The sequence below is a fragment of the Marivirga lumbricoides genome (genome assembly GCF_014636295.1).
Classification (GTDB): Bacteria; Bacteroidota; Bacteroidia; order Cytophagales; family Cyclobacteriaceae; genus Marivirga; species Marivirga lumbricoides.
Genome location: NZ_BMEC01000009.1, coordinates 223456 through 247505 on the forward strand (window position 1 = coordinate 223456; position 24050 = coordinate 247505).

The following is a 24050-nucleotide window of genomic DNA, read 5'->3' on the forward strand; positions in this document are numbered from 1 at the left end:
CAACGGAAAAAATTATCAGGGATCTTTTCAATGAAATGAAATTTCATTACCTGACTTTTCTAGAATAATAGAAAAGATTGCTTTGTGCCTGGCAATGACTGTTTAATTGTAGGTTTATAGCAAAGGCAATTCTATAAAAAGACGTTATTTCAACATGCTGTTGAAATGGACAGATTCCCTTCTGCAAGGGAATGACGTTCTAATTGTAATTTGAGTAAAAAAACTATCTTATTACACAAATGAACAGAAAAACCAAGGTCTGTGGCTCACAGACCTTCCCCTTTTTGCTGGACTGTAAGCCGCAGACCAGTGGAAAAGAAAGACTTAAATAAGCAAGCACTAAATGCTTGTCACCACCACAAAAGCCGGCAATTATCGTCATCCCAGAAATTTTTGGAGAGCAACGGAAAAAATTATCAGGGATCTTTTCAATGAAATGAAATTTCATTACCTGACTTTTCTAGAATAATAGAAAAGATTGCTTTGTGCCTGGCAATGACTGTTTAATTGTAGTTTTATAGCAAAGGCAATTCTATAAAAAAGAAGTTATTTCAACATGCTGTTGAAATGGACAGATTCCCACCTCCCGATAATGATCGGGACAAGTTGCGTGGGAATGACGGTACTAATGGTAATTTGGGTAAAAAACTATCTTATTGCACAGAGCACCTGGGACAAAAAGATTGCTTAGTACCTCACAATAACCAGTTGATTGGAATCTTCTTTCTAAAGACTTCTTTTTCTAAAGGGGTATACTATTATTGCTCACTCAATATCGGGTTATTCCGAATTCCATATGCGCAACTTGTTGAGCCTTTGAATGAAGGAATCTGCGTGCTATGAAATGCTATTGAGAGGTTGGCGGTCTACTAATAGAATAGAGAAGATTGCTTCGTTTCTGGCAATGGCTATTAATTGCAGGAGATTAGCTGAGTTAGATTAATAAAATGGCGCGTCCCTGCCTCGCCCAATCGGAAACGCTCTGACGGACTTTGAAATAAATTAAGCATCGAACTCAAGTTTACAGGGATTATTGAACCAAATTTTAATTTTATATCTTTCCTGATAAAAGTTTGGGACAGGACAAAAGATGCAATATAAAAGGTTCATAAACTGCTAAAACATTCAGTTTAGCAGTTTATGAAAGCTTATTATTTTTAATGGAATAGCTAATTAACTAATAGTCTCTTCATGTAAACTTTATTCATATACATCATTCTTACCACATATGTACCTGAAGATAGATGATTTACCATAACCACACTCTCCTTATTACCTTTTCGAACGATATCAGAATAAACTTCCCGACCAGCTAAATCAACGATTTTGACAAGAACATCTTCCTCTAAAACCTGGTTAAAAACAACATTAAAATCCTGATCCGCAGGGTTAGGATAAATATTTAAATCTAAAGTAGCAGAGTTCGTATTAGAAGTGATATAATATTCATAATTATCAGATATAATTTCACAAATACCATTACTCACTTTTACTGAATAAACACCCGGTTCTGAAACCGGTAAACTTTGATGAATAGCATCTTCTATAAGCTGACCATTAAAGTACCATTGATTTCCATTTTCACTACTGGAAAATAATGAGCCATCTTTAAAGTTGATAACAGGCTCGTCCAGCTTTTCAACCAAAATCTCTATTACTTCTCTTTTGGAACTTTCACAGCCATTTGAGTTAACAGCAGCATAATAATAGGCAGTAGAGCTATTTAATACAGGAGATTCAAATTGTAAAGAGGATGTCTCCAAGATAGGATCTTCGTCAAATTCGTCTGAATACCATCTGAATGAAAGATTTGAAGCTGTAGGGTTTATAGTAATATGGGCAGAATTTCCTGAGCAAATTGTTATTGGATCCACAGGGTTAACTTCAGGTTGCTTTGATCTTTCTATAACTATAGAATTATTAAGAACTTTCACCCCACAATTTCTAAATCCTGCTTCTACTAAAACTACATTTTCACCATAATTAAGCTTTTCAGAATCAATAACTAAAGTAAGATCATTTCCTGTAGCTTTAACCATATTATTTTGCTCTTCCCCATTTACAATTAAACTGTAAAGAGCATTTTTTTGAGAGCCCTTAATGGTTAAAGTTACTTGATCGTCTTCACAAATGCTCTGAGATGATTGTGTAAGAGTTAAACTTTGATCAATCTCTGGTTTTCTAATAATTAGTGTAAACCTACCAACCCCAGATGGGTCACCTGCATGCTCTACATCAAAAGCATAACTTGTTTGGAGAGTAACATCTACTTCAGTTTGTAAAAAATGATCGATTAAAGTAAATTCTTCATTGTCGTGAAAAGTCTCCAATTTTTCAAAACTGATCTTATAATTCCCCGGAGCCAGGTTAGAAGTTAAAATAGCTATACTATCACTACAGAAATTATTTGGTAAGTGATTGACAGCTAAATCAACACCATCAGCAGACGCTGTAGCAATATTGAAAATATCATTTGTACGTTTTCTGCCGTGTATAGCTCCATTGTAAATTCGTGAGCCAGCTTCACTATACAGAATAAAAGCCTTATCTTCTATTCCATCTTTCGCTAATCGTATAGTAAACTGAACTGGCTGCTGTACAGCATTTCTGTAAAATACTGCACTATTAGTATTTACTTTAGCAGATTCAGAGATAATTAATTGCGGATTACTATCAATTGCCTGAACCCAAAATCCCTGACCTATAGCTACCTCACCATTGAATGAAGAATCACTCACTCCTCCACCCGCATAAAAATATTTACCTCCACCGGGGTAGTCTGCATCCCAGATTGATAACACAGGACTTAAATTGCTGCTAGTCCATCCTTCTCCCCCCCATTGAATTGGCGATTGATAAGGGTTAGCAACTAAATTCCATCCATCTCCTACTCCATCATTAGCAGTAGGATCATTAGTACCTTCTGCTAAAAGATTAAACTCAAAGTCGCCTTGTACAGGCTCTCCTACTAATTCAAGTCTTAAAGGATTTTTTGTGTCACGGGTGAATACTGAAAAACCTTTACCAACTTCCATTATTTCCTGATTACTTGTAGTAGGAAAAGGCATCCAACCACTTACCGTATTTTCATCATAATAATGAACAGATGGATTAGCTGTTAACCCCGGACCGGTAGAACGTCCTGAAAAATTACCAGTGATGGCAATATGTTCTTGCCAATCGGCCACAGTTGCATTTCTAACCGTACTACCAAAATATCTATACATCCTGTTAGGTGGTGCTGAGACATACCTCTGAGCTTTTATCTTTCCTCTAATTTCACCCCTGTTTTGAATTTCACTAATGTAAGCTGTTCCTTCTGCATCAGAAACCATTGTTAGATTGCCCTGAGCATCAACTATACCATCCCTTACCTGAAGTTCATCTGAAATATATAAAGGTGAATTAATTTCTATTTTACCGGAATTTGCCATATCAGTTAAAAGCATTTTTAAAGTATCGCTTCCTGCCTCAAAATGTAAATGAGATGTTAAAGTGCTTCGAGAACGAAATTCTAAACTTCCATTATTGGTCTTAAGCCTGCCAGTTTGATTTTGAGAATTGATTATTCCTCTACCATCTATAATCAGATTATGATGACCAATATTTAAACTAGCTCCCTCTTCAATTACTAAACCTCCTCCGGAGGCATTACCCAACTGTATCTGCATTTCCGGATTATTAGAATCAAATACAACTTCTGCTCCTTCACCAATCCGTAAATTAAATAAGTTAATATTATCATTAAGCACTTCAATATGTTGCTCTCCTGTTCCTGCCATCACTAAGCTCAACATTTTTTCAGATGGAATTGCAGATCCTACTCCATGAAAGGAAACAGTTCCTTTAGCTACTATATTTGTACTGTTAGGATCCACACCATTTAACTCTACACCATCTTCCACGCTTAAGGTTCCCTCAATAGTAAGATTGCCTGATCGAAACTGTTTAGTTGCTCCAGTGTTACCTCCTAAAATAAGATTGCCATAGGCAGAAGTAGGAATATTATTATTTAATGCATTGAAACTAACCGTAGATGAAGGGTGCATCTCTACAAATTCTGGTGCTGCATCAACATTTATAAAAATGCCAGCATTTTCTAAAGCAGAAATAGCACCTTCAAAACCAGCATCAATGGTTAAAGACACATCATTAGATACTATAAGTTTAGACCCCGTTCCTGAAATTGTCCATTCACCACTCAATGTAGCCGTTCTATTTAATATGAATTCATTATTGTTTAAAGTAAAATCTGCTGGAGAAGTACCACTTCCATCGGTCTGTGTATTCCAGGTTCCCGGACTGTTTAAACTTCCTGAAGGTAAGGAGTAGTATGTAATAAAGCCATCAGCTGGATCAGAAGTTGATATTTTCAAATCATTAGAAAAAGCAGAATGGTTACTATTTCTATCAACTGATCTCACCGTAAAAAGATACTCATAACCTGGCACCAGATTAGCTACATTTAAAGACGCTTCTTTGGTGGTAGCAATCATTACACCATTTTGGTACACCTCATATCCACTTAAACTAACATTATCCGAAGCAGTATTCCATAGCAAGTCTAAACTATTTTCAGTAATATTGTTAGCCACCAGATTTTGAGGAACAGAAGGTGCTATTTTATCCAAAGCCACATCTGCAGAGCGATGTTCTTCGATTACTAGTGAATTAAAAAGGCCATATTGGGCATCATTTTCATTAGAAGCATCTACCTCAAATAGAATTGTACTATTATCATCCGGAGTTACATCATGTATAGTAGATGTTCTATACCTATTACTTTTACCGAAACCAGTAACTGTTTTTTCTCCAACTGTATAATCTGTAATTGCAAATAAAGTACCTCCATGTGACCCCATGAATGTTAGATCATAAACCATACTGTCAGATAAATTAGATAAACGAAATAAACCTGGTGCAGCATTGGGTTCGAAATAATAGTAAGCTTGCATTACAGCCGCAGGATAAATCAAATCTCCACTTGTAAAGCCATTTTTATTGTTGCTACCGTCTCCAATATCTTCTATTATCATTTGAATAGGTACAGGGTTACTGGTAAAGTCAACAAGGTTGTTAAACACCAAACCTGTTGTTGGTACTTTATTGGTATTATTCCATGGCGCACCTGCCTGAAGATAGTCCGAAATATCAGTGTTAACATTGATAAATATCTTATTGTTAAGGGTTACAGCAGCAATTTCAGGAGTATATTCTGAATTTCCATCAATTCCCACGGCTCTGATTTTATATATGCGAGGTGCATTTGCAATAAGACCAGTATGCTTGTAATACTCCACATCAGGACCAGTAGTGGCTAATAATGTAAAAGCTTTCCCTATTTCATCACTCTGATATATTTCATATCCGGTCTCATTTACAGCATTATCCTGCCATTTTAATTCTATTTCTGTTTTAGATATACCTCTGGCTTCAAATTTTGAAGGAGCTATAGGTGCTACATCTATTATATTTTCTTTTAAAATTAAAGCATTGATAAACATAGCTTCAGTGATAGTATTGAATTGGGCTAAGCTTATAGTTATTTCTCCAGCTAAATTGGGTTTGACTCCACTAAAAGATAGAAGGTTATCTTTGTTTTTAGTTACGTTTACATTGTTTCGGCTTTTGTTCTGAACAGTAAAATTGGTCTCTGTATTTAACCATGCATTACTTGAAGATAAAAGCTCAATTGTATAAAGTTTTTCTGTATCTAACCCTGTGAGTTTTAAAGAAGCTGAGGAATTATTACTACGCCAGTAATTCTGAAATACTATATCTTCCAGAATAAAGCTATTATTGCCGCTCGACATTCCATCTGATGCAGTAGCAGACCATCCAGCACCTATCTCCAAACCTACATTGCCAGCTATCCCATTAAAATTGAGTAAAGAGTTATAAGAGGTACCTTGGGCGAAACTTCCAGAGATATTATTCCATGGGGAACCGGCGTTAGAGTTATTGCCAAAATTTAAATAGAAAGTATTTGCAAAAACATTATCAATCACCTGAATATTAAATAAAGTTTGTGCACTTAAACCATAAATATCCGTTGCTTCAACAATATTATTACCGTAAAACCCAGCATCTTTTCCTGTAGGAATAATTGTAAGTACTCCTGTACCATCATTATTATCTACTAGTTCCACAAAATCAGGTAACGAAACAGCCGTGAAAATTATTCCATCATTCTCTGCATCAGTAGCACTAAAAGCTATTGAAAGAGTATCACCTACTGATATGGTAACATTTTCGATATTAGTTAAGACAGGAGCACTATTCTGAGTTGTAATAAATGCCACTGTCGTTTCTGCATTACCAGTTGAATTTACTGCTCTTACTTTATAATAATAAGTAGTATTTCCATTTAAGTTTTCATCAAAAAATGTAGTTTGATTTAATGGTGCAAATCCTACCTGCGTAAAAGGACCTGTTTCTGAAACATTTGACCTAAAAATTTCGAAACGCTGTTCATTATTTGCGTTATCTTCCCAGGAGAGTTCCACTTCTGAATTAGATATAGCAGTCAATGTTAAATTAGTTGGTGCAGCTGGAGGTAACCCATCTTCATAATAAACATTCACCTCCATGCTGTTTAGAATAAAATTACCACTGTTCTCTCCTTGAACCCCTATATTCAGTACTCCATTTTCATCTGGTTTTAAGCTATTAAACACAACAGTATTGCTAGTGTTATTAAGAACACTTAAAAATTTTGAGGTACCATTAATTGTAAACCTCGTCCGGGTATAAGACAATCCATCATTATTATTCAATTTACCCGCAAAGAAAGTTATATCATAATTCAAACCCGGGTTTAGATTCGTAAGTTGAAAATTAGCATTTCCTGCATTCTTTCTAAGAAAATAATCTACTACCTCTGGAATATACAAATCTGAATTTAAAGTTGAATTTCCGTACGAATTATACCATTGGCCAGTATTAGATAACACTACATCCTCACCTCCATCATTAGATTCTATAAATCTCTCTCCTTTAGATCCATTTCCAAAAGAAATATTATTCCATGGAGATGGCGCAACATTGGTTCCAAAATTCACAAATACGGAGTAATTCCTTTTGGCTTCTTCAATATTGATATTAAAACTTTCTTCAGAAAAACCTCCATTGCCATCATCTGCCAAAAGCTTGATATTATTAAAAACTCCTGCCTGATTAATTTCAGTAGATATTGTAAAGGTACCGATTCCTCCTCCTAAGTCTTCAAAAAAGACAAAGTCGGGTTTATTTGAGACTGAAAGAGTTAAACTACCAAGCGTTTCATCAATTACAGCCACATCAAAAGTTACTGTATAACCTTCCTTCATGATAATATTATCAATTGAGCTTATAAATGGATTTTCATTATCGCTAATAGTAATTACAAAGCTTTGAGTATCTACGCCTCCAGAACCATCATTTGCACTAATTTCCAGAGGATATTGACCAGCATTACTTATATCTGAATTAACAGTAAGCTGCGCTCTACCATATCCATTATCTGACAGTGACATAAAAGCAGGTAAAGCATTTGAAAAGCTAAAAGTAATAGGATCTCCATCCGGATCGTTAGCTATAATTGGCAACTCAAGTGTAGTACCATATTTTACTGACCTGTTAATTATTGACTCTATTACAGGAGGATTATTATCAGTAGTAATATTTAACACACTTGTAAAATCAGAAAAACTACCCTCTCCTTTTGCCCGTATTCTATAATAATAGGTGCGATTCCCCTGTGTTTGTTGGTCCAGATAGGAATTTACATTAGTCGATGTAGTATGAATTAAAGTGAAGGTAGATACTACTGAGGATGTAGATCTATAAACTTCATACCCCAATTCCGCTGTAGCATTATCTGTCCAGTTTAACCTAACATTACTACTATTCTCTACTATTAAGCTAAAATTAGCAGGAGATGCAGGAGAAGGAGGGTTACCTGTTGTTGTAGCCGAAATTGGGCCAGTAAAATCTGAGCTGCCATTGAAATTAATAGCCTTAATTTTATAATAATAAGTAGTACCTCCAGATAAATCACTATCTGTCCATGATGTTTCATTGGCAGCAGATAAATGTACAAGTTGGTAATTAGCATTCTGATTAAGAGAGCGATAAATTTCAAAGCCTTCCTCGTTATTACTATTATCTGTCCAATTTAAATCTATTTGACTATTTGATATAATTGTGGCTTGTAAATTAGATGGCTGAGAAGGAAAGCCGGATAATTCAAAACTATTATTAAACAACCTGTTATCAGGAATAAATTGCTTACTAATACCAGGGCCTTGCCATCTTACCTCCAGGCATTGTCCTCCACCATTTTCAAACATTAGTACTCTTATTGCAGCCAATCCTACTGGCAAATTAATAACCCCATTTCTTTGCTGACAACCATGTGTACCATCATTATCTACAATCAACTGATTATTTATGAACAATTTAGAACCATCATCTGAATTTGTAAAAAAAGTATAATCTCCTGCAGTAGGAATTTCCACCAAGCCTTCAAAAATGAAAGCGAAACGATCCTCCCGCTCTCTGTTATTCATATTAAAATTATTAACAATGCCTGTTTTAATAACAGTACCATTTGAGACTATTTGATCTACACTATTAAAATTATTGTGATGATAATATGTATACTTTAAGCCTTGGCTGACAGAGGTTTTTGCAGTTACCTGATTACTTGCTAATGAAACATTTCCTGTTGCATCTTTCGCCTTTACAACATAACTATATGTTTGGTCAATAGCCAGGCCAGTATTGGTAAATTGGAACTGATCATTTGGCAATGAAGCTATTAATGCATTATTTCGAAATACCTCATACCCCACTACACCAATATTATCTGTGGATGCAGTCCATTCCACGCTGACACTATTCGTTGTTGATCCAATTAGGTTTAAAAAAGGGGCTGAAGGACTTTCACTATCTACCAATGTTGAAGCACTTTCTTCTCTTGTATATTCTGATCCTCCAGAATTATTTACAGCACGCATTCTGTAAAAATAATTAGTATTTGCATTGAGCGGAGTATCAACATAAGATTGAGGGTTAGCCCCAGTAGTTGCATTTATTCTCTGAACCAGCTTATATCCTGAACCACTCTGTACACTTCTATACAATTCAAAAGCTAATTCATCAGATGAATTATCATCCCAGTTGATTACAATACTGTTATCATTTAATAAGTTGACAAAAAAATTAGTAGGTTTCGCAGGAACATTTAAACCATTTTGTGAGGTGACCACTAATGGTTCGGATGGATCACTAAAACAGGGTTGTGGAGGTGCTTGAAATTCTGAGGGTACTGTTTCAGCCTCGTCTTGCCAAGAGGATTCTTTTTCTGTTCTGACACTTACTGCATATTCACCACCATTGGAAGTGGTAAAAACATAATTAGTAGCACCCGGAATGATGGTAGCATTTCGGAACCATCTGTAGGAATCCATATTCTGCGGACCAGTGATTTCTACGGATTGTTGACCAGCAATAGTAGGCAAATTTAGACTCTGGTTACCAAAGCTGGTAGTAGGCTGAGAGGTCTTATTTAAATTTCTATTCACATGTACGGGTTTCGACCACTTAGTCCAAACTCCATTAGCACGCTGGAACCGCACATAATAGTACCCAATATCTGTAACATTTATAGTATTAGATCCTGAACCAGTTGCAATATAATTTGTACTGGTAGTATCATTTTTAACCCACTGATAATTAGCAAAACCCGCAGTAATTCCGAGAGTAATGTCAATCGGATCATTTTCACAAAAAGAACTTTGCCCATAGAGCACAGTTATATCTGTTTTGTGCTTTTCTAAAAACCAGGGAAAAAATTCTGATTTAGAGTATTGAGCATTCCATGTGCCATGTCCAGTAGTAGGCATATAGCTGTATCGAATGTTTGCTCCCTGCTCTCTCCAACTTATCACTCTATTATTACCTGTGGAGGGTTCGGGATTTTTATCCAAACCACCTTGCGACAGCCAGGTAGGAATAAACCTTGTAACTCCTGCTACATTACCACCTACCACACCTGACATAGGAAAAATAGCAGCGGCATATTGAGGGTATTGAAAGGCAAATCTCCATACACCTTCTGCACCTAACGAAAGCCCATGCACATAAATTCTGTCAGGATCTGCATTACATTTTGCAATAAGTTCATCTAAAATAGCTACTACTGATTGCAGATTACTACCATCCCAACTCACCCCAGTTGTCTGAGGGTAAAACGCTATACCTGGAAATTCACCGCTGTTGATAGCATTAAGGGTTCTTTGCCCTCCATGTTTTAATTGATTTTCGTTATCTGTCCCTCTCTCTCCGAATCCATGTAAAAATAAAATAACCGGATACTTTTTTGTACCAAGAGAGTCAAAATCATTAGGATATTTAATTCTGAAATGTTGTCCCTGATAGCTATAAGATTTATAAGGAGAAGCCCAATTAAACAGTACCTCATTTGGATATTTTGTGAACTGGCTATATCCATGTTGCACAAAAAAAACAGCAAAGAGTAGAATGATGTAATATTTTTTCATTTAAGAATGCATTAGGGATTACGCTTATCTACAAAATTAAAGCTTATTATTTGTAAAATTCAATTATATTAACAAATATTTCACTTTTTTAGATAAACCAAACAATAAAACAGATAAATAAATTCCCTAAGCAGCAAATAAAAGATGTAAGATTAATTAAAAAATATACGTTTGCTTATATTTAGGGGTTGCGTTTTAATTCTGATCTTCCCGCAATTGCAAAATCTTAGTTTACTATGAGTAATGCGCCCTTTTTAATACAGGCTGAAATTAACTGCTCTCCTCAAAGTTAAAGGTATTGTTATGTAGGGCTCCTCATTCTACGAATGTCAGATAGGAGCCTTAATTATTTCATTATATAGGAAAACTACGAAATGCGATATGTTCTTAAATATAAACTAACAACTCTGATGAGCTAGAATCAAAATAACTCAGCAACCAATCAAATACCGGCTCCTTTTAGGGAAAATAAACTTTATTATTCTTACAGAAAGCAAAGAAAGAAGAAGTGTTAAAGCAAATACAAACAGCCAGTTAAAAAGTGAACCAACTAAAAAGTGAGGGAAAGCTTTTTCGAAAATCATTTTCAGCACAAGAAATATTATATAGTGAATAAAAAATACCCCAAAGCTGTAGTCAGCAAAAAAACCTAAAAATTGATTGATCTTCTTGGGAATAGCGCCTTCCATTTTATATAAAAAATAGAATAGTATCCAACATAATAACATTTTCTGAACATATAATAATTGATCATACCAAGCAGCTTGATGGTACAAAAGAGTTAATCCAAATAAAGTAAAGAATAAAACAATAATTATCCACTTGAACTTCTCTGACCAATTTAAAATCTTAGCACTATAATGCGAAAACCACATGCCAAAAGTATAAACTGATAGAAAATGTACGAAATTCTTATGTATGTTGTGCAAATCTCCCCTATTTCCTCTTTCTATAAAAAGAGAAAGTAATATTAAGATAGGCAATATAAACTTATACAGATGAGGCCTATTGTCTAAGTATATAAAAGCAGGTGAAATTAGATAATAGAGGAAAATCATTGGTATAAACCAAAATGGCAATAAGTGAGTACCTGTAACGAGAAAAAAAATCACCTTCTTAATCAAAGACCATTCAAAGTAATCAGGAAAAGCATTATAGACATCCTCAGGTGGGCTTATAAAAAATCTAAATACAATTACTGGAATTGAGATTAGGAGATAAGGTAAAATAACAAACTTAATTTTTTTTACTAAGTAGTCCTTATAGTTATATTTAGATTTCAAGTATTGAAATAAATACCCTGCAATAAAAACAAATAATACTGTACCGTTTCTCCATATGGCATCAAGAATAATTTTAATAACGGGGGTCCCTTCTTCTATTTCCCACAACAAGAATATATGCGCTGCTACAATAAAAATAATGGCAATCCCTCTGAAATTGTGGATATAATTTAAAAATGTTCTGGTTTGCATATAGTCTTAAAATAGAATTAGAAATTTATAAAATCTGAACGAAAAAACAATTTACTCCACCTTGTAAACCCAAACATCGTTAAATTGCTTCATTTTATTATAGATAGATTTCGTATATCTTGCTTCCAGAAGATTATCAGTAGAAAGCTTATAGACATAATAAAATTGATTCTCAGGATTAATTGCCAATTTAAATAAGAAACCCTGATCAGCCATTTTTGCTATAAACTTTTCTGCATTTTCTCTATGATTAAATACGCCAGTAACCACGTAATAACCTTTACTAAGCACCGGGACTCCTTCAATTTCTCTTAATGGGACAACCTCGTTATTAACTAACTCACTAGTTAACGAATCATTAGCTTTAGGTGAAGTTTCTCCTATAACAGAATCAGTAGGTATATGATAGTTTTCCGGGCTTTCGATACTACTATTACTTTTTGGTTCTGTTTTTGAATAGTAAACAGAATCATGTGCTTTTTCCTCTTCTACCGTTACATCTTTTTTATTTTCCTCTTTAGGAACAGGCGTCTCAGCACTTAATTGTTGGCTATCCTGAGCCTGATATTCATTTAGTGTAGTTTCAGATACGTTTTCACTAATTATATTTTTCTTGCTTTTTCTTCCAAAATTATAGCTAAACATTAATTCATGAGAGCCTCCACGGAAGCTATTCAGTTCTTTAGGTGGAAACTCAAAAGAATAACTTAATTTCAAATTTCTAAATAGGTTGAACCCAACAAAAATTGCAGGATTACTCTCATATCGGTAAGCCCCTCCAAGCCAGAATTTATCTTGATAATAGAAAACACCAGCAGCTTCCGCTTGTCTAAAATCAGGGCCTGAACTTCTATACAACAAATAAGGCTCAAATGTAATTGGATTGTTTACAAACTGAAACCGATAACTCACTGAACCTACTATACTCTCTAAATTTGAGAATTTTATGTCTCTAAAGTTCTCCTGCGAATACGGGTTTGCATCAAAAATATTATTGGCTGCAAAACTCAGCTTTAAATCATTAAGCTGATACATAAATCCGAAATTTCCATCCGCATATAAAGTAGAGCTTAAGGCATTACTAAGAGCAGGATCAGAAAGATCTACCTGGCTTAGATCTAATCCGTATTTACCAATTCCTCCAGACAAGCCAAAAGTTAATGAATGATTATAACCTAAAGGCAAACGATACCCCACCGTAAGCAACGCAGCATTATTTTCCAGAATCACCGCACTCTCGTGTATTACTGTTAAACCTAAACGTAAATTAGATTCGCCTGCGTACTGCAAAGTTAGAGTACCTGAAATTGGAGCATCATCCACTCCTAACCACTGCTGTCTAAGAACAGTATTAATTTCTGTACCACCATTACTTCCTACAAATGCAGGGTTATACAAAAAAGGATTAAAATAAAACTGATTATATACAGGTAAATCTTGTGAGTGACCTCTTTTTGCACCTAACAAGAAAGTTACTCCAATTAATATAAATAAAAATTTATGCATTATTTTTTTACTCTTACACCACCTTTTTTAACAAAATTGTTTTCACATGAGATAATATAAAAATAGGCTCCCTCTTCAACCAACCTTCCATTTTGGTCTGTCCCATTCCAATCATTTTGGTAATTCTCTTCTTCAAAAATTTTAACTCCCAATCTGTTAAAAATAATGACTGAACAAGTTCCCAGCTCTTCTAAAATCTCCGAAACCCATACATCATTAATACCATCGCCATTAGGAGTAAATAGCTTAGTAAACTCAGGATCAATAACCGGAGGTTCTTCAGGAGCAATTACAAAAACACGGATTTCCCCTGTTGACCGGAGACCTTCATTATCATCAACTTCCAAAAGAAATACATACCTTCCCTCCTCTAAATTTTCAACCAAAGTCTGCTCTTGATTAGGTGTTGCAAAAGTATACTCACCTCCTTCAATTTTTTTCCACTGATACCTCGAAATACTTCCATCTATATCTTCTGTTTCAGCAGAAAGTAAGGTAGAATTTTCTGGCAACTGAAGTGTAATATCATCTGCCATTGTAATGATTGGAGCCTTATTTTGAGCTTCCTTATTCACTATTACATTTACTACATCAGTAGATTCAGCACCCCTATCATCCACCACGCGGAATTCAAACTGATAACTACCTTCTACCAAATCAGAAATATTGGTTTCAGCAGAGTTAGGACTCTCAATTAATGCGTTATTGGGACCATTTAATTGCACCCATTCAACTGTTACAATACTTCCATCAGTATCTGAACTCTGCCCCACTAGCTTAGCACTGTTTAACGGTAAAGTGACTACAATATCCTCTCCCGCATCAACTAAAGGAGCTATATTCTCAGAGTTATCAACTACTTCAACATTTAGAATATCAAAAGATTCAGCACCTTTATTGTCCGTCACTCTAAACTCAAACTGATATTTACCTACTATTAAATTACTTATAGCAGTTTCGGCCAAATTGGCATTATCTATTTCAGCTTCATTAGGACCACTTAATTGTTTCCATTTATTACCTGTAATTGTACCGTCATTATCTATCCCTTCACCTATTGCTACAAAGTCTGTTACTGGTAAAGCAAGAGTAGTATCCGAACTAGTGAAAGCAAAAGGCGCTTGATTTGCCAATGCATGAACAGTGATAAGATCAAAATTTTGTAGATTTTCACTATTCTTAACTATCAGCCTAAATATATAAGTCCCAACATCTAAATCCGAAACAGAGGTCTCAAAAACAGTGGCATTATCAATTGCCGCAGTTGAAGGGCCTGATAACTGCTCCCAAAGTACTTCTACAATAGTGCCATCCGTATTAGTGGCGGAACCTTCCAATTGGATACTCTCTTCAGGTAAAATAACATTTATATCCTCTCCTGCATTAACCGTTGGAGGAGACTTAGGTATGGCATTATTTACAGTTACCGAGACATCATCAAAATCACTAGCCCCATTATTATCTGTTACCATTATGCGGAAAACATAAAAACCCGCACTTAAATTAGAGACTGAAAGCTCCGCTTGATCCTCACCATTTAGAATAGTACCAGCCGGACCAAATTCTTGCACCCACTGAATAGATTGAATATTACCATCCGGATCAGATGCTTCACCTTCCAGCGTGGTGAAATTCTGGGGAAGAACCAATACTTTATTTGCACCAGCACTGGCATTTGGAGGCAAATTAACACTTTGCTCATTTATTCTGATGCTGAGTTGATCAAAACCAGCAAGACCTTGATTATCTATAGCCTCCAATCTAAACACATAAGTGCCCAATACAAGGTTACTTATTTCAGTATCCACACTACTTGCATTGGCAATAACAGGGGTATTTGGACCACTTATCATTGTCCACAATACAGAACTAATACTGCCATCTCCATCTTCTACATGCCCGCTTACCTCCACACTTGACTGTGGGGCAAAAATCAATTGGTTTTGTCCCGCATTTACTGTAGGTGGCTGATTTGCCAAAGCCTCTAAAACTCGAACATTAACTTCATCAAAAGCAGATACTCCTGCATTATCAGTAACTGTAATCCTAAAAATATATGTTCCTACAATCAGGTTTTCTACTCCTAAATTAAGCGAATTACTATTTGTTAAAGTAGCTGTAGCAGGCCCACTTTGCTGGCTCCATTGAATTGTAGCTATACTTCCATCACTATCAGAAGCAGTGGCAGATAAAGATAAACCAGATTGCGGAAGATTGATTATTTTATTTGTAGTAGCTACTACTATCGGAGGCTGGTTAGCAGGCTCAGGATTAACTCTAACGTTTACCTGATCAAATGCCTCACCTCCATCATTATCCTCAACAGATAACCGAAAGGTGTAAATTCCTTCTTGAAGGTTATCTACCTGAGTTGAATTTTGAGCTGCCATTACAATATTTGCCGCGTTAGGTCCACTTATTTGGGTCCAATTGAAGGATGTTATAGAACCATCAATATCAAAAGCACTTCCGTTTAAAGTTGTAGTTGTAGTCGGAAGAGTAACAGTAATATTGGGACCGGCATCAACAGTAGGTAATTGGTTTCCTGGTGCTGCCAATACAATTATTCTTACATCATCAGAACCTTGGGCACCATCGTTGTCTGTTGCTGTCAAACGAATGGTATAATTACCTTCTGCAAACCCAGAAAATGTAGCTCTTCTTGTATTTAAGTTTCTTCCAGTTAAGGTAGTAGGCCCATTTAATTGCGACCATGTCAAATTGCTAATTGATCCGTCAGTATCATTAGCTGTTCCATTTAAAGTAAGCTGCGCAACTGGTAATGTAACCTGCACATCATTTCCAGCATTTACATTTGGAGGAACATTAGGAGGAGCAGGTTTTACAGTAATACGCACTTCATCATTATCAGCCAATCCATCATTATCCTCTACATGTAGATTGAATATATATATACCCTGGCTCAAATTTGTTACTCTTGTACTCAAACTCAAAGGATTAACAATTGACGCTGTACTGGGACCAGAAACTTGTTCCCACAAAGTAAAATCAACAGTTCCATCAGAATCCGAAGCTGTTCCAGTAAGGTTAACCGTATTTTGAGGTAAGGTAATAGTAATGTCTTGACCAGCATTAGCACTTGGAGTTAAATTGGGTGTATTCACAAAAACTCTTACCTGATCATTTGCAGAAGCACCTCTATCATCAACAACTGTCAATCCAAAAGTGTATATCCCCTCTTCTAATCCTGAAACACTTAAATTTTGCACCTCAAAGTTATCTATATCATCAATATTTCGGTCTCCTGCATCTATAACACTCCAAATATATGAGACAATAGAACCATCTATATCTGTGCCTTGTCCCATAAGTGTGGTGCTATTATCAGGTAGAGTGAGAAATACATCCTCTCCTGCATCAGCAGTTGGAGGAACATTTGCAGGTTCAGGCAAAACTGTTACTGTTACCTGGTCAGTGTCGTTTGCACCAGAATCGTCAGTTACTGTTAATCTAAACCTATAAACTCCTTCAGTAAGTCCCTCGATTAATGTACTAGCTTGCGAAGGATTTACAATAACAGCTGTATTGGGCCCTGTAGACTGGGTCCAATTATAAGAACTAATTACACCATCATTGTCCGTCCCACTTCCTTCTAGTCTTATATTATCATTTGGAAGAGTAATCGTTATATCCTCCCCAGCGTCTGCAGTAGGCACTTGATTTTGTGGAGGAAACACATATATCTGTACTTCATCTTGCGCTGTAGCTCCGTCATCGTCTGTTACAGTAACTGTAAATTGATATATGCCTTCCACTAAATTAGAAATAGTAACTTCTGCGCTATTAAAAGAATCAAATACGGCTGAATTTGGTCCTGATACTTGCTGCCATAAGTAGCTCTCAATAGTACCATCGGAATCGGTAGCAGAAGCAGTAAAACGTGTAAAACTTGTGGGTAAAGTTATATACCTGTCATCACCTCCATTTACTACAGGCGGCTCATTAGGAGGCAAAGGCAAAACTGTTATTTGTACATTATCAGTATTTGAATCACCTTGATCATCGGTAACTGAAAGAGAAAAAGTATATACTCCTTCTACTAAACCTTCTGCTACAGTTGCTTCATTAGCTGGATTTATAATAGTTGCCTGGTTAGGTCCGTTTAGTTGTCCCCAAAGATAGCTTACGATATTTCCGTCAGTATCTGTTCCTGATCCATTCAAATTCACTGTATTTTGTGGAAGTGTAATAGTTTGATCAGCACCTGCATTTGCTTTTGGAGGATCATTCGGAGGCGAAGGCAGTACATTAACTATAACCTGATCGCTGTCTGTGTCACCATCATCATCTGTCACTGTTAAAGTAAATACATATACTCCCTGGATCAAATTACTAATTCCAATTTCAGCCATATTTAAATCACTTGTAGCAGCGGTATTAGGACCAGAAGTTTGCACCCAGGAAAATGATATAACATTTCCGTCCGGATCAGTTGCAGACCCGGTGAGTGTGGCAGTATTTTCAGGTAGGGTTAATTCTAAATCATTACCTGCATTTGCTACCGGAGGAATATTAGGAGGCTCAGGCTGAACTGTTACATTTACATTATCTGTGACTGAAGCCCCATCATCATCTATAGCAGTTAAGCTGAAAATATAACTACCCTCTACTAAATTATCTACTAAAGTATTTAACGAGTTAGCAGATGCTATTCCTGCAACATTAGGTCCGGAAACTTGTTCCCACAGAGTGCTTGCTATAGATCCATCGGGATCGGAAGAGGTACCGTTTAAAGTTAAAGAATTAGTGGGAAGCGTAATTACTTCATTATTTCCTGCGTTTACCGTAGGAGGTATGTTCACGGGTTCCGGCAGAACTGTAATAATTACCTGGTCAGAAGCAATTAAACCATCATTATCTGTAACGGTAATTTTATAATTATACACGCCTTCAATTAAGCCATTTAGAGACAGGGTGAGTTGATCTAAAGGACCTGATGTCGGAGAATTGGGGCCTGATACTCTTTCCCACTGAATGTTAGTTAATTCCCCGTCAGAATCACTTGCTGTTGCAGATAATTCAACTGAGTTTTCAGGCAATGTAATTGTAATATTGTTACCAGCGTTAACTGTAGGTGGACTTGGCGGCTGAACACCTAATCTCTGAGCCAAAAGCCACTGATAAAGATTAGGTGTATGTAGAGAATTATCCACTCGATAAGCCTTATTCCATGTTTCAGAATGCCCTGCATTTTCATAAATAGTGAATATAGGAATAGGGTCAGGATCACACGCAAGCATTCCATTTATAGGTCGCTGTCCGGAAGAGAGTGACATTGCATTGTCAGCATCCCCATGAAAAGCCCATACTGGAATATTGCTTTGAGCTACAAAACAAGCTTTTTGATAATCTCCTCTTCCCGCAATTGGAGCTAAAGCGGCAAAGATATTTTGAGCATTTTCGTCACTATAAGACACCTTCCAGGTTCCTTCCCCTCCCATGCTTAAGCCTGTCATGTAAACTCTATTAGGGTCAATTCGATAAGTCTCTAAAGCATTATTTATAAAAGGTATAATTTCATAACCCACAAAGGTCCACCTATTTGTCTGGGGGGATAAAACGATAAAGCATTCTTCTACTCCATTATACTCAAAGCACATAGTATGTCCATCCCGAATATACTTAGGAGGACCATTTCTTTTTACTTTCTCCAGAGCATTGGGAGACCCATCTCCTCTTTCTCCACTCCCATGTAAAAAAATAATTACAGGATATAAATCATTATTTTCATTATAACCAGGAGGTAAGTACTCTAAGTACCCTTGCCCATTCTCATCTCTCTTTGCCGTTTGCTGGGCTATTGCGCTATGAGCAATTAAATAAAAGAGCAGTATAAAAACTGATACAGGAATTTGCAACCATTTTGTTAGTAGTTTTATACATGCAGTCCGCATAAATATACTCTTTATATCGTGTAGATTACTAAAATTTATTGATAAAATTATAGTATAAAATCTTATAAAAAAAACTAATACAGTAAAAACATACTTATTCTCAGATAATTGACCAATTAAGGATAATATAGGATGAATACAGGTTAATAATCGACAAGTAAAATATTGAAAATTAAAACTGAGGCAGTAAATTAATTAGCAAGGTTCCAGAAAACACCTTTGTAAAAGGACTTTAAACTTTGAAAATCTCTTTTGAAAATATAAAGCAATGTACTTTTAGGCATAGTAAATATTAAGAAAAACAATACCCATGATAGTCTTTTCACTCCTTCTGTATTTCTTCTTAAAAAAAGGATTCTATTCCTTGTCATGTAGTAAAGTTTAAAAGGTGAGTTTTTACCCACACTCATTGATTCTTTATGAAATATAGTAGACTTACCAATTACCCATGTCTCATAACCTTTTTTTTGCGCCCGGGTACACCAATCAAGTTCTTCATAATACAGAAAGAAAGACTCAGGCATTAAACCTATTTCTTCAATCACCTTATCCCTCACTAACAATGCCGCTCCATGAATCATCCCGGTCTTAAAGTTAAAATCATACTGTCCATGATCCTCCTCCTTAAAACCTAAGCGTTTACTCCTTCCGGTTAATAAATTTACTTTGCTATTCCCAGCATACTGAATAATGTTGGTATTAAAATATTTGATGAGGGGAGAAGCCATTCCTGCATTTGGGTGACTTAGAAAATGATCTATTAAAGGCTCTAAAAAATTAATTGGAACCTCCGTATCATTATTAATAAATAGCAGATATTCTCCCGAAGCTTGTTTAATTGCCAAATTGTTACCTCCGGCAAAACCCAGATTCTTCTCACTGATAATAAATTTAATTTCAGGATACTTCTGCGTTAAAGGCTCCAAAGGCTCCTGTTCAGAACCATTATCAACGATAAAAACTTCAACAGGAGAGTAGCTAATCTGCAGAATACTTTTAATAAACTCTTCCGTTATTTTTGTACCATTGAAATGGACACTAATAATGGATACTAAAGGATTGCTCATTCTTTAAGCTTTGCTTTTTGGCGTTTCACCATGTGGAGTATGTATAAACTTTTTATTAGCTCCTTTCAACTTAAACATTAGAAGAAGCATTTTTAAAAAGATGCCAGGCAGTAAGATAATTGACTTTACTAGCCTACCATTCAGATATTCTTTTGAAATAGCAAGAAAAACGCCTACATCCACTAGCACTGCAACTAAAATATATAACCCTAACTGAATTTGTAAAACAGAAAAAACGGCTGTTAGCACTATAGCTAAAACTAGTATAAAATTAACCAAACCTATATTCAGAAGCCTGGGTAATTGAATATTTCGTAATATAATACTGTTGAATAAAACAAAATTACCCTTAAAGAGTGCTGCCAAACCTTCAGTAAAATAAAGTCTTAGATAATGATATTGACTTGATATCCATCTTTTTCGCTGATTTTCAAAAACCTCATTCTTTTCAACCTTTTCATCTCTTATTACTGCATTTTCTGAGTAATAAACCTTCACCCCTTGCTTTACGAGTCTTAATTCTAACTCCCTGTCAAACCCTCCTATAGAGGCCATCTGAGCTAGTTCTGACTTTAGAAGTGCAAAACTAAAGGACATACCTGAGCCTTTTAAAGACGAAGAGCAGCCCAATGCAACACTACCTTTGCCATAAATATTATTATTAATATCCTCACTTAACCCATCAAGGTATGCAAGCGTGGACATATCATTCTTGGCTGCACGTCTTCCCTGAATTGCTTTAAATCCTTGCTGATGCAGCGTGTTCATTCTCTCCAAAAAGCTTTCATCCATCAGATTATCTGCATCCAGAATAACAGCATAATCGTAGCCTGAGCCATCTCCAATCCTACCTAATACTTCATTTAACGCTTTTACTTTCGTACTTTTTTCAAAGGAAACTATTTCTGTATGAATTGGTAATTCAGCTAACTGCTTTAAGGTTTCCTGTTGAAAAGAGTCAGCAATTACAACAATATCAAATTTATCTTGCGGGTAATTTTGTTTAACAGCGTCCTTTGCCACGCTTACTATTACTCCATCCTCTTTATACCCAGGAATTAATACAACAAACCGACCTTTCGCTGTTGAGGCTTTGGTGGCTTTGGATCGATAGAAATGCGAAGCAAATCCAAACATAAAAGTATACAAACCTACATAGAGAAAGTAAGCTACTACTATAAGTTCGAATATTAAAAAGATAGTCTTCAATGGAATGTTCTTTTTTTAAAATAAAATAAAAAAGCCGCTCATAATTACCAAAAGGTTAAGATGAAAACGGCTATTCTAATGTGATTTAAGTGCGTTAAACTCTTTCTTCCTGAACTAAAGCAGGAAATGTTTTCAAAAGGAGTTTCATATCTTTCATGAACGAATTCTCTTTTGCATAGGTAACATCCAAAGAAATTCTTTCTGCTTCCGACATGTCAGCTTTTCCTCTTTTAGTTACCTGCCACAAGCCAGTTATACCAGCAGCGGCCATAAATCTTAAAGCGCACTGATCTTTAGTCAACTGCTGCGCCTCATAAAGAGGAAGTGGTCTGTTACCTACAATTGACATATCTCCTCTCAGAACATTAATGAGTTGAGGCAATTCATCAAGACTAGTATCTCTAAGAAATTTGCCAAATCTTGTAATTCTAGGATCATCTTTTATTTTGAAGAAAACAGGATTAACTCCATTACTTTCTTTATTGCCGCTGTACTGATTTAAGTGATGTAATTTACTTAACTCTTTATCTGCTCCGGCTGACATAGATCGGAATTTCATAAAGTTAAAAACCTTGTATCCCACACCAGCTCTTTTAGAGATATAAAAAACAGGCCCTTTTGATTCTAATTTAATGATTAGCGCAATAACTAACATGAGCGGACTAAGCAAAAGCAGCAATGTCCCTGATACTAAAATATCAAATACCCTCTTTGTAGTAGAAATCTTAAAAGATATTCCGTCCTCCTTTTCACTATTTTCTTCTTTGGCTAATTTCTTAAATAACTTTAAAAAATCGATCCAATAATTAAGTTTCTCAGGATTAAATATAGTAGGAAAGCAATCATCAGCTCCATGCTTCAAAACCTTCTTCTTGTTTTCAGAATCAATTTTATCCGAAACTATAATAAGAGGAATAATGTATCCTGAAGTTCTTATAACATGCCCCAAAGAACTTAAATTCTCAAAAAATATTCCGTCAATATAATTTGTAAAAAATATAACTGCGTCAGGAGCTTCAGAAAATTTTATACTCTCTAAATGTCTTAAAAGAGAGCTTACTGTAAATTTTTCTGTACTCTCAAAATCTTTTAATTGTTCAGTTTCATAGTATTCACTACTCACACAATATAATTTCTTTTTGAAGGTAGGATTTTTTACTAAAACCTCTTTAAAATCTTTGTCTACCAAGTAATTTATGGATTCCATATCTTTCAATTTTCTACTGTAGATTCAATAACTTTATCTAATAATTTATATAATTGTGATGGATCGAAAGGTTTATCCAGAAAACCTCTTGCCCCGGCACTAAAACATCTTTTTTTGAAAGGCTCGTCCGTTCTGCTAGATACCATTATAAAAGGGATATCAGAAAACATTCCACTTTGAGACAAACTGCTAAGGAAATCATACCCATTCATTTTTGGCAATATAAAATCAGATAGAATCACTGACGGCATATTGCCCTCTGCCAACCACTTCATTCCTGACAAGCCATCGTTTTTAAAAACTAACTTGTACTTTTTTTTCAATAAAACATCCAATAGTAATCTCATTGGCTCATCGTCTTCCATTATAAGAATTGTATGCTTCATTCGATGTAACTTATTTACTAATCTTTAATTAATAACTTCTAATACTAAATTAACAAGTTAGAAAAGTATTAATAATTTCTTGTTTTATTTTAAGAATATAAAGATAAGAATTATTCGCTTTGCAAAACAAACATTAGATGGTTATTTTATAGTTAATTTTTAAACTAATCGTTAAGTGCCTTTATTATTTAGTCTAATATGGTAATTTTTAAGATTAAACTATAGTTAATGGGTCAATTTCATACCTAAACATTACATTAAATCAACAAGGATTATCTACTCATTTAGATGATATATTAAATTTCATTCACCTAAAACAACAGATGTAAGAAAGCATGTTTAAACAACGATTTTAACATGTATTAATATGAAATAATAAAACATTTATTTTTTTAGTTGATTATTTTGGTAGTAGCTAAATGACATGACTAAAAATATATTTAAAATGGCGAGACTAATGGTCCAATTCAAAAAATTCATAATCGCTACCTTTTCCGTATGCGGTTAATTCACTTAAAAGATACCTTTCTAATGTATGAATATCTTCGCAAAGAAAATCCTTTTCACCTAACGCTTTAACAGTTGTGAATTCATGATATTCCCGAATGTTTCTTAAAAAATATTTTTTTCCTACTCTTACCGAATCAACAGAAATAGACATGCTTTAATCAAATTAGTTTTAAAAGCGTTTTTAACCAACAATAGCTGAAATCCTTAATTCTCTCTTTGTGAATTTAAATA

10 protein-coding genes are annotated in these 24050 nt (G+C 35.2%); 1 reads left to right on the plus strand and 9 read right to left on the minus strand.

Annotation, left to right across the window (positions count from 1 at the left end):
* Positions 1-567: 567 nt before the first annotated feature.
* Entirely contained in the window at positions 568-843 is a 276-nt protein-coding gene (locus IEV85_RS14890) for a hypothetical protein (protein WP_188464774.1), read from the plus strand.
* 326 nt (positions 844-1169) lie between these two features.
* Here the strand turns inward: IEV85_RS14890 and IEV85_RS14895 are convergent, their stop codons facing one another.
* From IEV85_RS14895 to IEV85_RS14935, 9 genes are all read right to left on the minus strand, one after another.
* A complete protein-coding gene (locus IEV85_RS14895) occupies positions 1170-10544 on the minus strand; it encodes a fibronectin type III domain-containing protein (protein WP_188464776.1) in 9375 nt (3124 codons plus the stop codon).
* Positions 10545-10975: 431 nt separating this feature from the next.
* Positions 10976-12019 (minus strand): acyltransferase family protein, encoded by a 1044-nt coding sequence (locus IEV85_RS14900; protein ID WP_188464778.1) that lies wholly within the window; start codon positions 12017-12019, stop codon positions 10976-10978.
* A 51-nt stretch (positions 12020-12070) separates the two neighbouring features.
* Positions 12071-13525 carry a PorP/SprF family type IX secretion system membrane protein gene (locus IEV85_RS14905; RefSeq protein WP_188464780.1) on the minus strand — a complete coding sequence of 485 codons (1455 nt, stop codon included), beginning with the start codon at positions 13523-13525 and terminating at the stop codon, positions 12071-12073.
* Complete coding sequence (locus tag IEV85_RS14910) at positions 13525-19440, minus strand: PKD domain-containing protein (RefSeq protein WP_188464782.1); 5916 nt, start codon at positions 19438-19440, stop codon at positions 13525-13527. The genes IEV85_RS14905 and IEV85_RS14910 overlap by 1 nt, the downstream gene beginning before the upstream one ends.
* A gap of 191 nt (positions 19441-19631) precedes the next feature.
* A complete protein-coding gene (locus IEV85_RS14915) occupies positions 19632-20507 on the minus strand; it encodes a glycosyltransferase family 2 protein (RefSeq protein WP_188464784.1) in 876 nt (291 codons plus the stop codon).
* 3 nt (positions 20508-20510) lie between these two features.
* A complete protein-coding gene (locus IEV85_RS14920) occupies positions 20511-21716 on the minus strand; it encodes a glycosyltransferase family 2 protein (protein ID WP_188464786.1) in 1206 nt (401 codons plus the stop codon).
* 94 nt (positions 21717-21810) lie between these two features.
* The gene (locus IEV85_RS14925) at positions 21811-22923 is read right to left on the minus strand and encodes a sugar transferase (RefSeq protein WP_188464788.1); all 1113 of its coding nucleotides are present in this window, start codon (positions 22921-22923) and stop codon (positions 21811-21813) included.
* A gap of 5 nt (positions 22924-22928) precedes the next feature.
* Entirely contained in the window at positions 22929-23309 is a 381-nt protein-coding gene (locus tag IEV85_RS14930) for a response regulator (RefSeq protein ID WP_188464790.1), read from the minus strand.
* Positions 23310-23763: 454 nt separating this feature from the next.
* Positions 23764-23970, minus strand: coding sequence for a hypothetical protein (locus IEV85_RS14935; RefSeq protein ID WP_188464792.1), 207 nt, complete (start codon positions 23968-23970; stop codon positions 23764-23766).
* Between the last annotated feature and the right edge of the window lie 80 nt (positions 23971-24050).

Excerpts from the sequence above, each read along its gene's own strand:
- IEV85_RS14925 (WP_188464788.1), bottom strand. The coding sequence starts at position 22,923 with ATGGAATCCATAAATTACTTGGTAGACAAAGATTTTAAAGAGGTTTTA.
- IEV85_RS14890 (WP_188464774.1), top strand. The coding sequence starts at position 568 with ATGGACAGATTCCCACCTCCCGATAATGATCGGGACAAGTTGCGTGGG.
- IEV85_RS14930 (WP_188464790.1), bottom strand. The coding sequence starts at position 23,309 with ATGAAGCATACAATTCTTATAATGGAAGACGATGAGCCAATGAGATTA.
- IEV85_RS14905 (WP_188464780.1), bottom strand. The coding sequence starts at position 13,525 with ATGCATAAATTTTTATTTATATTAATTGGAGTAACTTTCTTGTTAGGT.
- IEV85_RS14915 (WP_188464784.1), bottom strand. The coding sequence starts at position 20,507 with ATGAGCAATCCTTTAGTATCCATTATTAGTGTCCATTTCAATGGTACA.
- IEV85_RS14910 (WP_188464782.1), bottom strand. The coding sequence starts at position 19,440 with ATGCGGACTGCATGTATAAAACTACTAACAAAATGGTTGCAAATTCCT.
- IEV85_RS14895 (WP_188464776.1), bottom strand. The coding sequence starts at position 10,544 with ATGAAAAAATATTACATCATTCTACTCTTTGCTGTTTTTTTTGTGCAA.
- IEV85_RS14935 (WP_188464792.1), bottom strand. The coding sequence starts at position 23,970 with ATGTCTATTTCTGTTGATTCGGTAAGAGTAGGAAAAAAATATTTTTTA.
- IEV85_RS14900 (WP_188464778.1), bottom strand. The coding sequence starts at position 12,019 with ATGCAAACCAGAACATTTTTAAATTATATCCACAATTTCAGAGGGATT.